Origin of the sequence: Kitasatospora sp. NBC_00039 (genome assembly GCF_045160625.1) — a bacterium.
Taxonomy (GTDB): Bacteria; Actinomycetota; Actinomycetes; order Streptomycetales; family Streptomycetaceae; genus Kitasatospora.
This window is the reverse complement of the sequence record NZ_CP108289.1, coordinates 7,402,958-7,416,621: the sequence shown is the minus strand read 5'-3', so window position 1 is coordinate 7,416,621 and position 13,664 is coordinate 7,402,958. Positions and strand designations below refer to the sequence as shown.

The 13,664-nt window shown below is 71.6% G+C and carries 15 protein-coding genes; 2 read left to right on the top strand and 13 right to left on the bottom strand.

The features are described 5' to 3' along the window. Positions 1 to 3: 3 nt before the first annotated feature. Together OG286_RS32975 and OG286_RS32970 are read right to left on the bottom strand one after the other, a co-directional pair. Positions 4 to 963 (bottom strand): ACP S-malonyltransferase, encoded by a 960-nt coding sequence (locus OG286_RS32975; RefSeq protein WP_405359012.1) that lies wholly within the window; start codon positions 961 to 963, stop codon positions 4 to 6. Positions 964 to 1,366: 403 nt separating this feature from the next. Further along, complete coding sequence (locus OG286_RS32970; RefSeq protein WP_396325251.1) at positions 1,367 to 2,188, bottom strand: LuxR family transcriptional regulator; 822 nt, start codon at positions 2,186 to 2,188, stop codon at positions 1,367 to 1,369. Positions 2,189 to 2,469: 281 nt separating this feature from the next. Between OG286_RS32970 and OG286_RS32965 the strand changes: the two genes are divergently transcribed. Then, a complete protein-coding gene (locus OG286_RS32965; RefSeq protein ID WP_405359013.1) occupies positions 2,470 to 3,000 on the top strand; it encodes a YbaK/EbsC family protein in 531 nt (176 codons plus the stop codon). A 74-nt stretch (positions 3,001 to 3,074) separates the two neighbouring features. Here the strand turns inward: OG286_RS32965 and OG286_RS32960 are convergent, their stop codons facing one another. The 6 genes from OG286_RS32960 to OG286_RS32935 form a co-directional block, all read right to left on the bottom strand. Then, complete coding sequence (locus OG286_RS32960; protein WP_396325253.1) at positions 3,075 to 4,187, bottom strand: prephenate dehydrogenase; 1,113 nt, start codon at positions 4,185 to 4,187, stop codon at positions 3,075 to 3,077. Further along, positions 4,184 to 6,628, bottom strand: a complete 2,445-nt coding sequence (locus OG286_RS32955; protein WP_396325254.1) for an aminotransferase class I/II-fold pyridoxal phosphate-dependent enzyme — start codon at positions 6,626 to 6,628, stop codon at positions 4,184 to 4,186. The genes OG286_RS32960 and OG286_RS32955 overlap by 4 nt, the downstream gene beginning before the upstream one ends. Before the next feature lie 347 nt (positions 6,629 to 6,975). Further along, positions 6,976 to 7,230, bottom strand: a complete 255-nt coding sequence (locus tag OG286_RS32950) for a LysR family transcriptional regulator (RefSeq protein WP_396325255.1) — start codon at positions 7,228 to 7,230, stop codon at positions 6,976 to 6,978. A 188-nt stretch (positions 7,231 to 7,418) separates the two neighbouring features. Beyond that, entirely contained in the window at positions 7,419 to 7,814 is a 396-nt protein-coding gene (locus OG286_RS32945; RefSeq protein ID WP_396325256.1) for a hypothetical protein, read from the bottom strand. 1 nt (position 7,815) lies between these two features. Beyond that, entirely contained in the window at positions 7,816 to 8,223 is a 408-nt protein-coding gene (locus tag OG286_RS32940; protein WP_396325257.1) for a hypothetical protein, read from the bottom strand. Next, a complete protein-coding gene (locus tag OG286_RS32935) occupies positions 8,223 to 8,567 on the bottom strand; it encodes a hypothetical protein (protein WP_396325258.1) in 345 nt (114 codons plus the stop codon). The genes OG286_RS32940 and OG286_RS32935 overlap by 1 nt, the downstream gene beginning before the upstream one ends. A gap of 364 nt (positions 8,568 to 8,931) precedes the next feature. On the opposite strand from OG286_RS32935, the gene OG286_RS32930 reads away from it, so the two are divergent. Next, entirely contained in the window at positions 8,932 to 10,875 is a 1,944-nt protein-coding gene (locus tag OG286_RS32930) for an ABC1 kinase family protein (protein WP_396325259.1), read from the top strand. A gap of 194 nt (positions 10,876 to 11,069) precedes the next feature. On the opposite strand, the gene OG286_RS32925 is transcribed toward OG286_RS32930, so the two are convergent. The 5 genes from OG286_RS32925 to OG286_RS32905 are packed head-to-tail and all read right to left on the bottom strand — an operon-like array spanning position 11,070 to position 13,635. Then, positions 11,070 to 11,687, bottom strand: a complete 618-nt coding sequence (locus tag OG286_RS32925) for a 2-hydroxychromene-2-carboxylate isomerase (RefSeq protein WP_396325260.1) — start codon at positions 11,685 to 11,687, stop codon at positions 11,070 to 11,072. Positions 11,688 to 11,704: 17 nt separating this feature from the next. Beyond that, positions 11,705 to 12,451, bottom strand: a complete 747-nt coding sequence (gene fabG, locus OG286_RS32920; protein WP_396325261.1) for a 3-oxoacyl-[acyl-carrier-protein] reductase — start codon at positions 12,449 to 12,451, stop codon at positions 11,705 to 11,707. After that, on the bottom strand, positions 12,444 to 12,959 hold the full coding sequence (locus tag OG286_RS32915) for a 3-hydroxyacyl-ACP dehydratase FabZ family protein (RefSeq protein WP_396325262.1): 516 nt from the start codon (positions 12,957 to 12,959) through the stop codon (positions 12,444 to 12,446). The genes fabG and OG286_RS32915 overlap by 8 nt, the downstream gene beginning before the upstream one ends. Next, positions 12,959 to 13,369, bottom strand: coding sequence for a hypothetical protein (locus OG286_RS32910; RefSeq protein ID WP_396325263.1), 411 nt, complete (start codon positions 13,367 to 13,369; stop codon positions 12,959 to 12,961). The genes OG286_RS32915 and OG286_RS32910 overlap by 1 nt, the downstream gene beginning before the upstream one ends. Continuing rightward, positions 13,366 to 13,635: a phosphopantetheine-binding protein gene (locus OG286_RS32905; RefSeq protein ID WP_396325264.1), complete on the bottom strand. Its 270-nt coding sequence runs from the start codon at positions 13,633 to 13,635 to the stop codon at positions 13,366 to 13,368. Before OG286_RS32905 ends, OG286_RS32910 begins: the two co-directional genes overlap by 4 nt. Positions 13,636 to 13,664 lie beyond the last annotated feature (29 nt).

The following is a 13,664-nucleotide window of genomic DNA, read 5'->3' as shown; positions in this document are numbered from 1 at the left end:
ACGTCATCCCCGCGCACTCGACACCGCCGGGCCGACGGCCCCGAGGGCCACCGGGCTGTCGACGGAGAGCACTTCGACCGCCGGGGCGATGCGACGGGCCATGCCGGCCAGCGTGCGGCCGGGGCCCAGCTCGATCAGCCGCGAGCACCCGAGCCGGTCGACCAGCGTCCGGATCCCGGCCTCCCAGAGCACCGGTGAGACCAGTTGACGGTCCATCAGATCAGGCCAGTCGGCACCCGAGGCGTGCGGGCGAGCGTCCACATTGGCGACTACCGGGGTGTGCAGCGCGGCGAACTCGACACCCGCCAGCGCTGCCCGCAGCCGCGCGGCGGCGGGCGCCATGTACGGGCTGTGGAAGGCCCCGCCGACCGGGAGGCTGATCAGCTTCGCGCCGATCCCGGGCGCCTCGGCGGCAGCCGCGGCCACCCCGTCCACGGAGCCGGAGAGCACCACCTGGCCCGGCGCGTTCACGTTTGCCACCCAGACCCGGTGTCCGGCGATCCGTGCGTCCGCGGCCAGTGCCTCGACATCCGCCAGCGGCGCGCCGACGAGCACTCCCATCGTGCCGTCGGACAGTTCGGCCGCCTCCCGCATGGCCCGGCCGCGCACCGCGACCAGCCCGGCCGCGTCCGCGAGCCCGAGCGCTCCCGCGGCCACCAGGGCGGCGAACTCGCCGAGGCTGTGGCCGGCGCAGGCGGCGACCGGCGCCTCGGACAGCAGTCCGTGCCGCCGCGCCTCGTCGTGGGCCATCACGTCGACGGTGAAGACCACCAGCTGGGCCAGGTCGGTGCGGCGCAGCAACGCGCCGTCGGTGTGCAGCAGCAGTTCCGCGACGTCCTCGCCGACCCGCTCGGAGACCGCCCCCACGAGGGACCATGCTTCGGTGTCCCGCCAGGGCGCGCCCATGCCCTGCTTCTGGGTGCCCTGTCCAGGAAACAACAGCGCGATCGGTTCGGGGGTCATGGTCCACACCTTCCAGCCGGCGGATCACCGAGTTGTCCTGTCTGAGGCGGAGCCGGTCCCGCCGGGGGTGCAGGACCGGCTCCGCCGCGTGCCGCCGCCCGGGACGCGCCGTTGCCCACCGCGACGACACGTTCCTCGTCCGGAACGGCGACTCCGGCGGCCCGCCCGGGGGCGGCGGCTGCCGGAGGCTTACTGGTACAGCTGAGGTCGACCCGCGGAGCGGATCCCGGGCCGGTGACGGGCCCGGGCCGAGTCGATGTCCGGCCGGTAGCCAACTGCCCTGCTCCGCCGGGTGTGCGCCGACTGCTGGTGTCCGCCGCCAGTTCTATCCGGCTGCCCGGAGCGGCGACAATGCCCGCTTCAGGAAGCTGCCACCGCCCGGCCGGCGGTACCGCGCCGCAGGTCAGGCGGTACGGCGGGCCGGATGCGGGGCCTGCCCCGCGGCCAGCAGCCCGAGTTCGGCGGCCCGCGCCCCGGCCTGGAAGCGCGAGTTCGCGCCGAGCGTCTCCATGATCTCGGCGACGTACCGACGGTAGGTGCGGACCGAGACCGAGAGGTCCCGGGCGGCCACCTCGTCCGTCATCCCGGCGTTCAACCGGTCGAGGATGCGCTGGGTGAACTCCTTCCGGGCCGCGTTCCCGAAGTCGGGCCGATCCTCGATCGGAACGGCACGCCGCCAGACGCCCGCGAACAGGTTGTGCATGGTGCGGATCACGGAGAGGTCCCGGATCATCGCGGCCCGCCGCCGGTTGCCGGTCACCAGGTCCCCACAGGCGAGCACGACCTGATGGTCGACCATGATGGTCTCGATCCAGGGCAGTTGGCAGATCCTCGCCTCCAGCTGGCAGCCCGCGTCGAGTTGCTCCCGGACGAACTCCCGGTCGAGCGTCTCCGGCACGCACAACAGCCGCACGGTGACCTCGTCGTCGCAGGCGGCGAGCATCTCGCCCAGCGCGCCGTAGATCACCCTGGCCCTGGGCACGTCCGAGGCGAGCACCACCTGGAGCCCGTGCCGGGTGCGCCCGATCAGCCGGGCGGTCTCGGCGAACAGCTCCTCCTCGTCCGGCGGCGCCGCGGTGACGACGACCGATCGGGACACGAAGTCGCGGTGCCTCACCACGGTTTCCTCGATCAGGGCCTGAACCTCCAACAGCCCCTGCTCCACGTCGTCCCCGAGCCGGCGCCCGCGCAGTGCCGGTGCTCGCGTGCTCGACAGTTCCCTCATGGCTACCCCCCATGACGTGCGACTCCGTCCACCGCCATCTCACAGCGCGGCCCCCCGGAGTCCTACGGCAATGTCAGCAAGCTGCGCGCCCGGCTGGCCCCCGCCCTGGAGCGGGCCGCGATTGGCGACGGCCCGTGCTCGCGCACCCACAGGGGGTGGCGGGGCCGCCCGTCAAGCCAGCCCGGTTGACCGATTCCGGTCATGACAGCTAGTGGCCAGTCCCGGATTTCCGATCCCGGCAGGCATTACGTTCGGGTCAGCCTTTCGAGGGAGGAGATTCCGTGAACAGGACTGAGCTCACGGACGAACCCGAATACGGCGTCTACCACCGGATCATGACAATGATGTCGTCGTCCGGAACGCCGTTTCGTCTTATTCACCACCGGCCGGAAGGACGCACTGCCGAGGCCAGTGAAATGCGCGGGCATACGCTCCGGCAGGCCGCGAAATGCATCGTGGTCCGCACCAGGACCGCCGGGAGCCCGCCCCGGCACAGTGTCGTCGTCGTGCCCGGTGACCGCCGGGTCGACCTGGAAGCCGTCACACACCATCTCGGCGGCGACCGGACGGCGTTCGCCGACCAACGGACCGCTGAGCGGCTCACCCGGTGCCGCAGCGGCTCCATCGTTCCCTTCGTCTTCGACCAGGACCTCGAGCTGCTGGCCGACCCCGCACTGCTCGAACCCGAAGAGATCTTCTTCAACGCGGCCCGACTCGATCGCTCACTGGCGGTCGCTCCCGCGGACTGGGTCGCACTCGCCCGCCCGCTGATCAGGCCGGTGGCGCAGGACGATCCGGTGGCCGTCGGCTGATCGAACCGACGGCACCGGCAAGCAAGGAGCTCCGGAGGTGCGGCGATCCCGCACCCCCGGAGCTCCGCTTTCGGTCATCGGGAACCGGCCCCGACCGCCGCCTTCTCCGCCACGGTCCAGCCGTCCGCGTCCAGCAGCCGGCTGAGTGCCGACGCGGAATGCTGCTGGACGAGCAGTTCGACCAGGCCGCGCGGCCGGTCCATCGAGTGCTCGATCCGCAGGTCCTCGATGTTCACCCCGATCTCGCCCACCGCGGTGAACAGCCTTGCCAGCGCGCCGGGTTGGTCTGGCACCAGCACCGGGACGGCGGCCAGGTCGGTGAGCGGGGTGCCCGACTTGTGGGCGACCCGTGCCCGCCCCTGGTTGCCGTGTCGCAGGACGTGGTCCAGGGTGGCCGCGGCCTCCTTGCGACGCGCGCTGTCGGTTCCGGCCAGGCCCCGCAGTGCGGAGATGGTCCTTCCGAGGTCGGACGCGTACTCATCGAGGACGTCCGCGACGGCGGCGGCGTTGGCGTCCAGGATCTCGCCCCACAGACCCGGGTCCCCGGCCGCGATGCGGGTGACGTCCCGCACCCCCGGCCCCGCGACCCGGATGCTGGACTCCCCCGCGTCCGCCAGGCGGGCCGCCATCAGGGAGGACACCAGGTGCGGGGCGTGCGAGATGAGCGCGACGGCACGGTCGTGCGCGGCGACGTCCATCACCACCGGCGTGCCACCGCACAGCGAGGCGAGCTCAAGGGCGCGGTTGAGCGTCTCCTGACCGGTGTCCGAGGACGGCGTGAGCACCCACGGCCGGCCCTCGAACAGGTCGGCCCGCCCGGCCAGCGGTCCGGAGCGCTCGGTGCCGGCCATCGGGTGCCCGCCGATGTAGTTGGCCGGGTCCGCCCCGGCGCGCGCCACCTCTTCGTGCGGCTGCGCCTTCACGCTGGCGACGTCGGTGTAGGCGTGGGCCAGGCCGTCGCGCTGGGCGCGCGCCAGGACGGTGCCGATGTGCGCGGGCGGGACGGCGAGGACGGCGAGGTCGACCGGCCCCTCGGGTGCGGTCAGTGAGCCCGCGCCCATGGCCTCCGCGGTCCTCGCCGCCGTTCGGTTCACGTCGTCCAGGTGCACCGCCACCCCGTGCCGGCTGAGCGCGAGCGCGACGGACGTGCCGATCGCCCCGGTGCCGATGACGGCGGCGCTCCTCATCGGCCGGGCCCGTCGACGACCGCGGTCTCGGTCTCGACGAAGCGCGCCAGCCTGGCGATGCCGTCCTCGACGTCCGCGCGGGTCAGGTAGCTGAACGAGAGTCGCATGGCGTGCTCGCCACCTCCCTGGGGGTAGAAGTACGACATCGGGGTCCAGATCACCCCGTGCTCCTCGGCCGAGCGCAGCAGGGCGGCGTTGTCCGCCGGGAACCGCACCTTGACGGTGAGGAAGAACCCGCCGCCGGGGACGTTCCAGCTGATGCCGAGTGCGCGCCGCCGGCCCTCCGGGAAGTGCCGCTCCAGCTCCTCCAGCACGGCCTCCAGGACGTCCCCGTAGTGCGCGGCGGGCCCGGCGTTGAGCTCGGAGAGCCGCCCGTCCGCGGCCAGCAGCATCCCGGCCACCGCGGCCTGGGCGATCGGCGGGGTGTTCACCGTCACCATGCTCTTGATCTTGGCGAGTTCGTCGGCGAGGAGGCCGGTGGTCCCGACGGCATCCCGGACCGTCTGGTCCGCGATCACGAAGCCGATCCGCGCGCCCGGGAAGACCGACTTCGAGTACGAGCCGAGGTGGACCACCCGGCGGCCGGTGTCGAGGGCCTTGAGGGTGGGCAGCCGCTCGCCGGTGCTGACCAGGCGGTAGGGGTTGTCCTCGATCACGAGCAGGTCGAGGCGCTCCGCGAGCGCGAGCAGGTCCTCGCGGGTCTGCCGGGGCATGGTGGTGCCGGACGGGTTGGAGTGGTCGGGCACCACGTAGAGCGCCCGAGGCCGGCGCCCGCGGGCCCGCTCCGCGCGGACCGCCGCCTCCACCGCCGCGCAGGAGAGGCCGTCCGGCCCGTCATCGATCGCGGTCACCGGGATTCCGAGCAACGAGGCGGCGCCGGTGATCCCCACGTAGCAGGGGCTGGTGGCGAGCAGGACGTCCCGGGGGCCGGCGAACAGCGCCCGCAGGGTCAGGAACATCGCCTCCTGGCAGCCCACCGTGACCACGATCGAGGCGGGGTCGACGTCGATCCCCTCGTCCTTGCGCAGCGAGTCGGCGATCAGCCCGTTGATCAGTCCCGCGGTGGGGCCGTACTGGAACAGCTTGGTGCGCACGGCTGCGGGTGTGTCACCCTGCTCGGCCAGGTGGTCGAGGTAGCGGCGCAGGTGCGTGAACAGCTGCTCGGTGTCGAAGAAACCCTCGTACGGCCGGCCCGGTGCGAAGGAGACGGCCTCGGGGTAGCGGATGGTCACCTCGTTGAGGAAGTTCATGGTGTCCAGCACCGGGTCACTGACGCTGGCGTGCAGTTCCTCCTTGCGTAGTTCGACCGGGGTGAACGGCTGCTCGGCCGGTGCGGCGGCGCGCGGCGGGGGCGCGGTGGATGCGCCCGGCTCCAGCACGGCGGAGCCCGCGTCGGCGGCCGAGCGGGTGCCGGTCAACAACAGGGCGTCCTCGAACTCGCCGACCAGGATGTCGAACACGTCGGTGACACCGGTCTGCCCGGCCACTGCCAGGCCATGCAGCACCGGACGGCCCACCAGCACGGCGTCGGCGCCGAGTGCCAGCGCCGACAGCACGTCGGTGCCGCGCCGCACGCCGCCGTCCAGCAGCACGGGGCAACGGCCGTCCACCGCGCTGGCGACCTCCGCCAGAACGTCCAAGGAGGCGTAACCACCGTCGAGTTGACGCCCACCGTGGTTGGAGACGACCAGGCCGTCCGCGCCGGTGGAGAGCGCCCGGGTGGCGTCCTCGGCGGTGGTGATCCCCTTGAGCAGCACGGGCAGCGGGCTGATCGAGCGCAGCCAGGAAAGCACCGACCAGTCCAGTGCGGGGTCCAGTTCGGCGCGCCCGTGGCCGCTCGGCGACGAGTAGTCGGCCGGTGGCAGGTTGGCCGGCACGATGCCGTCGGGCAGCCGGAAGTCGTTGCGCAGGTCACGCAGCCGCCGGCCGAGCCGGGGCGCATCGACGGTGAGGACGATCGCCTCGAAGCCCGCTTCCCCGGCCTTCTCGATGAGTTGACGGGTCGTCTCCCGGTCTCGGAAGCAGTAGACCTGCAGCCAGAGCGGCGAACTCGCGGCGGCGGCCAGCTTGTCGAACGGCTGCCCGGCGAAGGTGCTCACCACGACCGGCAGGCCGGCCACCCCCGCTGCCTGCACGGTGGCGATCTCACCCCCGGGGTGCATCATCGTGTGGTACGCCATCGGCGCCACCCCCACCGGGGCGGCCCAGCGGCGCCCGAACACCGTGACCGAGGTGTCCACCTCGCTCACGCCGGTCAGCACCCGGGCGCGCAGCCGCGTCCGGTCGAAGGCGAGCAGGTTCTGGGTGAGCGTCCGCTCCTCCCCCGCCCCGCCCTGGATGAAGTCCCAGACCGACGGGTCCAGGCGCTCACGGGCCAGCGCGGCGTAGTCGTCCAGGGTCAGCGGCTTCGGAGTCGCGGCCCTCGCGTCGTCGACCGTCATGGGACGACCACCTCGCCTCGGTGCGCCGGGAGTTCGATGTCGTGTCCGCGCATGCTGAGTCCCCATCCAGTAATCGGAAGCATGTCGATTAGACGTCACGGGTCTCGCTCCGGAGGCCCGGCCGGCGCGGCTCGGCAACTTGCTGACAGCCCGGCGGGTGAGCCGTCCTTCCCAACGGCCGAGGTCCCGGCCGTCCCGCGCGGGACGGCCGGGACCTCCAGGGATGCCGGCGGGTCGGGTGGACGACGGAGCGGCGTCATATCGTCGCCGTTTTCAACTATTTGACGTGGCGGTGCGCCGCTGCCGCGCCCGGTGGATGCTGTTACCGAGCTCGAACGCCGGCGGGCTCACACCGCGCAGACGCCTTTCATGCTGTCGATGAGTGTCAGGACCGCCTTCGCCGAGGGCAGGATCATTCGCCCTTCGCGGGTGAGGTGCGCCCCGTTGGAATCGCGGATGAAGAGTTTCGTTCCCAGCATCTGTTCCAGGCATTTGATCTGGTAGCTGATCGCCGGCTGGGAATATCCCAGTTCCTTCGCCGCGTGATCCATGCGCCCTATCTCGGCCACGGAAACGAACGCTCGAAACTCCCGCTCATGCATAGCTCCCCCTGTTGTTTCGGCAGGTCGCCGAGGCAACCGAACTGATGTCCAGTCCATAACAGCGGATTCGAAGTGGCCGCGCAACAACGGCTACAGGAAGCTGCAACGGGGTCGATCCGTCCCGCTCATGCTGCCCCGTTCGGCACGCCCCGCGCAGGTCCCGGACGCGCGGCCGACCGGCGGTTCGCTTACAGAAAACAGATCATCCGGTACTCGGACCAGCTCTCCGCCGCGACCCGCGCACCGATCAACTCGACGCCCTCCAACAACTGCTCGCGGCCGACCAGCCCACTCGCGATCAGCCCCGGTTCCTCCGCCCGGACCCGGATGCCGGCGGCCAGCAGTGCCCGGACGTCCCGCCGGGGGTCGCTCAGGGTCTCCACCACGCGATTGCCGAAACGCAGTGGTGCGACCGTCGCGTCCCTGGCCGCGTAGCTGACCGCCTGCCCCCGCAGCAGGATGTCCATTCCCCCCATCTGCCGGTGGAGTTCACGCACCAGGTAGAGCGTGTCGACAAACTGCTTCTCCACAGCACCTCGGTAGCCGCGGTCCACGATCGCCAGCACTCGGGCCTGCTCGGCCATCTCAGATCACCCCGATCAGTATGGTCTTGCCCGCCGCCGCCAGGTTGCCCGCGTAGGCGTGCGGCGCCCGCATGGCGATCTCCGGCACGTGGCCGGTCGCCCCGCGGTCATCGCTGCAGAACCGGCATCCGTACCAGTAGAACTGGTCGGGAAACGCCCGAAGCATCTCCTGCACGATCGTTGCGGTGCTCAGGTGGCGCGTCGACCAGTCCGCCAGGTCCCGCGGCTTGAACTCGCCCAGCGATTGCTGGGTCAGCATCGTCGCGTAGCCGCAGGCCCAGACCTGGACCCGCCCGCCCTGCTCCAGCATCGACTGGACCAGCCGCAGCACGGTCGTGGTCAGGTCGGTACGGTGCGGCGCCCCCATGAAGGTCAACAGGACGTCGGTCGTGGGAATCGGGCGGGGCATCAGTGCCACACCGTCCGGACCGCGGGATCGAGCACCAGTCGCGCGATCTCGTCCATCTCGGCCGGGATCGTCTCCGGACGGAGCGCGGAGGCGGCAATCCCCCGCTGGTCCAGCGAGAAGCGGTCGGCCAGCAGCCGGCCACCCGCGTCCAGGAAGTCCGCCAGCTCCGGACGGTCGCCCAGGGCGAGCGACACCCCGCCCTGCACCAGGAACAGGGTCACCTCGTGCCCTGCCCGCGCCTGGACCGCACCGTCGCCGACGAAGGCCAGGGCTTCCTCGGTCGCGGACTCCTGGCTCTCGACCAGGAGATATCGCAGCGTCTGCCGGCTGCGGACTGTGCTCATCGGGTGCGTCCCCTCTGTGGTCGCCGCCTTCGGGCGGGCTCTGCCGCCCGGCGGGGCCGCAGCACGGCCGCCCTTCCATGTGCGGCACCGTCCCGTGATCCTCGCAAGAGTCCCGGGCTCCGCGGTCCGCCCGCACACCGTTCTGACAGGAAGGTGTCAGCCGAGGGGCCCGACCGCCTCCACCGGTCGGCCGGCCCCGGCCTTTTCGGGCATCGCGCGACACCGCACGTCGATCGCCGCCGGTCCGAGCGGTCGGCTGGCATCTTGCGGCCACCCGTACCACCGTTCCGGCTCGGCCCTTCCCGGTCGTTCGTAGGCTTGGCCATCGTCTCGCATCCGGTACAGCTCAGGGGGTCAGCCACACGTGAAGACGGCTATCCTGCTCACGATCGGCTGCGTCACGTTCGCCGTCACGATCGCGGGCTTCTCCGCCGGCGCACGACTGCTGCTCGGGTTGCGGGTCGGCCGTATCCGCGCCGTGGTGACCGGATGCGTCGGCCTCTTCGCCACGATCTTCTTCAGCCGGACCGTGCACTCGGCCGACCGCGGCGCGCTCATCACGGTCGAGATCGGTGCGGTGCTCCTGCTGACCATGGGCTTCCTCGCCGCCTCCGAGGTGGTCCTGCCCAGTGGCTCCTGGCCCTCGATGCTGCGGCTGCCCCGGGCGCTGCGCCGCCGGATCGCCCGGGCCCGCCGCTACTCCCAGCTCAGCGCCATCGCCTATCGGCACGGCCTCGGACGGCTGCTCCGCAGCGCCGGCCGAGCCTCGGCCCCCGGGCCCGCCGGCCACCACCAGCTGGCCCGCTCGCTTCGACGGGCCCTGGAAGAAGGCGGAGCGACGTTCGTCAAGCTCGGTCAAGTCCTCTCGACCCGGCACGACCTGCTGCCGCCCAGTTTCACCGAGGAGTTGAGCAACCTCCAGCACCAGGCCACGCACGCGCTCTGGGAGGAGGTGGCCGAGCAGCTGCGGCAGGAGTTCCACCGGCCCCTGGAAACGGTGTTCGCACGGTTCGACCCGGTGCCGCTGGCAGCGGGGTCCATCGCGCAGGTGCACCGGGCTCGGCTGCATTCGGGTCGGGAGGTGGTGGTCAAGGTACGCCGCCCCGGCTGCCGGCCGGTCGTCGAGCGGGACCTCGACATCCTGTGCAGCGTCGCCCGCAGACTCGAGGAACGGACCGCCTGGGGGCGGGCCGCCGGGGTCGAGGCGCTGGCCCGCGGTTTCGCCGACTCCGTCCTGGAGGAGCTGGACTTCCGGGTCGAGGCCCGGAACATGGCGGCGGTCGCGGCGAGAAGCCGGGCCGGGAAGGTCTTGATACCGCAGGTCTTCCCGGAGCTCTCCAGCGAGAAGGTCCTGGTCACGGAATGGATCGACGGGGAGCCGCTCAGCGCGTCCACCGCGGCGTTCGAAGGCCCGACCGTGGACCCGACAGCCGTCGCCCGTACCGTCCTCGACTGCGTCCTGCGGCAGATCATGATCGGCGGGATCTTCCACGCGGACCCGCACGCGGGGAACATCCTGCTGCTTCGCGACGGCCGACTCGCGATGCTCGACTTCGGCTCGGTCGGCCGGATCGACGGGCAACTCCAGACCAGGCTGCGCGACCTGCTCGTGGCCGTCCGCCGGGCCGACGCCGCCGCTCTCTGCGACGCGCTGCTCGCACTGGCGAACCAGCCGGAGGAGATCGACCAGAAGGGCCTCGAACGGGCCCTCGGCCTTTTCCTGGCACGCCATTTCGGACCTGGAACGGCTCTGGACAGCAGCGCCTTCAGCGATCTCTTCCGGCTTGTCACGGCCCACCGGCTGACCATTCCGAACAGCATCGCGGCGGCGTTCCGCGCGCTCGCCACGCTGGAGGGCACACTCACCCGGATCGCCCCCGACTTCGATCTGACGGCCGAGGCGAAGCAGTTCGCCTGGGTGCAGGTCACCGAATCGGCATCGCCGTCGAAGCTGGGAGGCACGGCCGCCGAAGAGCTGCTCGACATCCTCATGATCGGACGCCGACTGCCCCGTCGGGTGGACCGGATCACCAGCGCGATCGAGCAGGGCCGGCTGAGCATGAACATCCGGCTGCTCGGGAACCGCCAGGACCGCGGCTTCCTGCAAACCCTCGTGCACGAGGTCATCCTGACCGCCCTCGGCGCGACGACCGGGGTGATGGCGGTCATCCTGCTCAGCACCGCGCGCGGACCTCGGATCACATCGTCGATCAGCCTGTTCGAGGTGGTCGGCTACAACCTGCTGGTGGTCAGCGCCATTCTGATGGTGCGTGTGCTCTTCACCATCTTCCACGCCCGCCGTCGGTAGCCGTCGTCCCAGCCGGGCCGACGGCTGCCGACGTCGCGGAGCAAGCCGTCCACCGGGTGCGATCGCCGGCAGGTCCCGGCCGCCGGTGAGGCGGCCGGGACCGTGCTTGCCGAGGGCGGATGCCGATCCGGACGGGGTCGGTGGCTCCCGAAGTCGAGCATCCGGGCCCGGCAGTCATGGAACCCGCCGCCGCGCTATGCCACGGCGCGGACGCTCGCGACGAACCCGGCGAGCCGGTCGGAGCCCCAGAACTTGTCGCTCCCGTGGATGAAGAAGGGCACCCCGAACACGCCGTCGCGGCCGAGCGCGCGCAGCGCCTCGACGCCGCGGGCGAGGATCGCCGGGTCGTCGGCGGCACTGCCGACGACGTCCGGGTCGAGACCGGTCTCCGCGCCGGCCTCGGCGATCACGGACCGCTCGGAGATGTCCAGTCCGAGCTCGAAGCGCGCCCGGTAGACGTTGCCGATGTACTCGCGACCCAGGCCGGCGTCCTCGGCGACCAGCCAGCCGAGGTGGGCGATGTCCCAGTCGGGCGCGGTGTCGACGGGCCAGGCGACCGTCAGACCCCGCTCGACGGCGAGGCGTTTGACGTCCTGCAGGATGTAGAGGTGCTTCTCCTTCGACATCGGGACGTAGGGCAGCCGGACGTCCGTCCCGGCCAGGAGCCGGGAGGTCGCGCCGCCCGGCTCCCAGTACGGCCGCCATTGGATCCGCTCCGCCACGTCGGGGGCGTTCTCGGTCAGCTCCCGGAAGGCCAGCCACGAGTACGGGCTGCGCAGGGAGAAGTACCAGCGTGCCGGTTCGACCGCCAACTCAGGCTCCTGGAAAGCTAGATGGTGATGCCGCCGTCGATCTGCAGGACGGCGCCGGTGATGTAGCCCGCGCGCGGCGAGACCAGGTAGGCGACCAGGTCGGCGACCTCGTCCGCAGTGCCGAGGCGGCCCAGCGGCACCGACTCGAGCGCCTTGTCCTTCGTCTTGTCGGTGAGGACCGAGGTCATGTCGGTGTCGATGAAGCCGGGGGCGACCACGTTGGCGCGGATGCCGTAGCGGCCGACCTCCTTGGCCAGGGCCCGGGAGAAGCCGATGATCCCTGCCTTGGAGGCGGAGTAGTTGCTCTGGGTGGCGTTGCCGTAGACGCCGGCGACCGACGAGATGTTGACGATCGCCCCGCCCTTGCGCTTCATCATGCCGAAGACGACGGAACGGCAGGCGTTGTACACCCCGTCCAGATTGGTGTCGAGCACCTGGTGCCACTCCTCGTCCTTCATCAGGACGAGCGGGTTGTCCCGGGTGATGCCGGCGGCGGTCACGGCCGCGTCGATCGGGCCGAGCTCCCGCTCGGTCTCGTCGATGAACCCGCGCACCGCCGCAAGGTCGCGCACGTCGACCTTACGGCTGAGCACCTGCACGCCGAGGGCGCTCACCTCCTTCTCCAGGACGCGGGCGGCCTCCTCGTTGGACTGGTAGCAGAACGCGACGTCGAAGCCGTCCTGCGCGAGGCGCAGCACGGTGGCGCGGCCGATGCCGCGCGAGCCGCCGGTGACCAGCGCCACCCGGGTTTCGTTCTCAGCCATGACTTTCTCCAAGGGGGACAGGGTCGGGCCGAAGGTCCTCGGCCGGGCGGAAGGCCAGCACGGCGCTGCCGACGGTCAGCACGGGCACGCCGTCGGCCAGGCTCTCGCCGGCGATGATCAGGGTGTCGCCGAGGGTCCGGGTGATGGTCGCCCGGTGCTCCAGGACGTCCCCGGGCAGCACCGGCCGGTGGTACTGGAGGCCGGTCACGGCGCCGAACAGCATGACCTGCCCGGTGAGCACGTCCGGGTTGGGCGCCTCCCAGGTGGCCAGCAAGCCGGCCGCCTGGCACCAGGACTCCATCAGCAGCACCTGCGGATAGGCGAAGTCCGCGGCCTCCTCGGGCAGGTCCCGGTACCAGGGCTCGTTGCAGGTGACCGCTTTGATCGCGGTGATGCGCTCGCCCGGGGCGACCTCGAGCACGCGGTCGACCAGCAGCATCGGGAAGCGGTGCGGCAGGGCCCGCCTGATCTCCGGCTGCCCGGCGGCACCGGGCCGGTCCGTCCGCATCAGGATTCCTCCCCCGTGCTGAAGCGCAGGCGGGCCTGGGCCGCGACCGCGCGAGAGGTGGCGACCTTGGCCGTGCAGGTCCAGCCTGCGGCGCCGTCGCGCCAGGTCAGCTCCATGCTCAGCTCGTCGCCGGGGAAGACCGGGCTCAGGAACCGGGTCGATTCCACTTCGGCCAGCGTCAGCGGCCCCGCCCCCGGCGGCGGTGCCGCCAGTGCGCTGAGCCGGACACACTCGATCACGCAGACACCCGGGAAGATCGGGAAGCCCGGGTAGTGCCCGGGGAGGACCGGCTCGTCCGCCCCGACGACGACGGTGGTGGCCGCGGCCGTCCGGCCCCCGGCGTCGAGCACCGAGGGCCGGACCACCTGCACCGCCGCGGTGACGGGACTGACCGCTCGCGGCCGGCTCACGCCGACCGGAGCTTCTCGCTGAGCACCTCATAGGCGCCGGCCAGCGAGGTGATCCGGGGGAACGAACTCTCCTCCAGCCGCAGGCCGTACTTCTTCTCCAGGACGACCACCACCTCCAGCGCCAGCAGGGAGTCGACCTCCAGGTCCTCGACGAAGCGCGCGTCGTCACCGACCTCGTCGCCGTCCACGTCGAGGACCCCGGCGATCGTCGCACGCAGGTCCTCCTTGTCCAGCACGGCTGCGGCCGAGGCCTCCTGGGTCGTCATGGCGATGTCCTTCCGTAACGGGCGGGAGT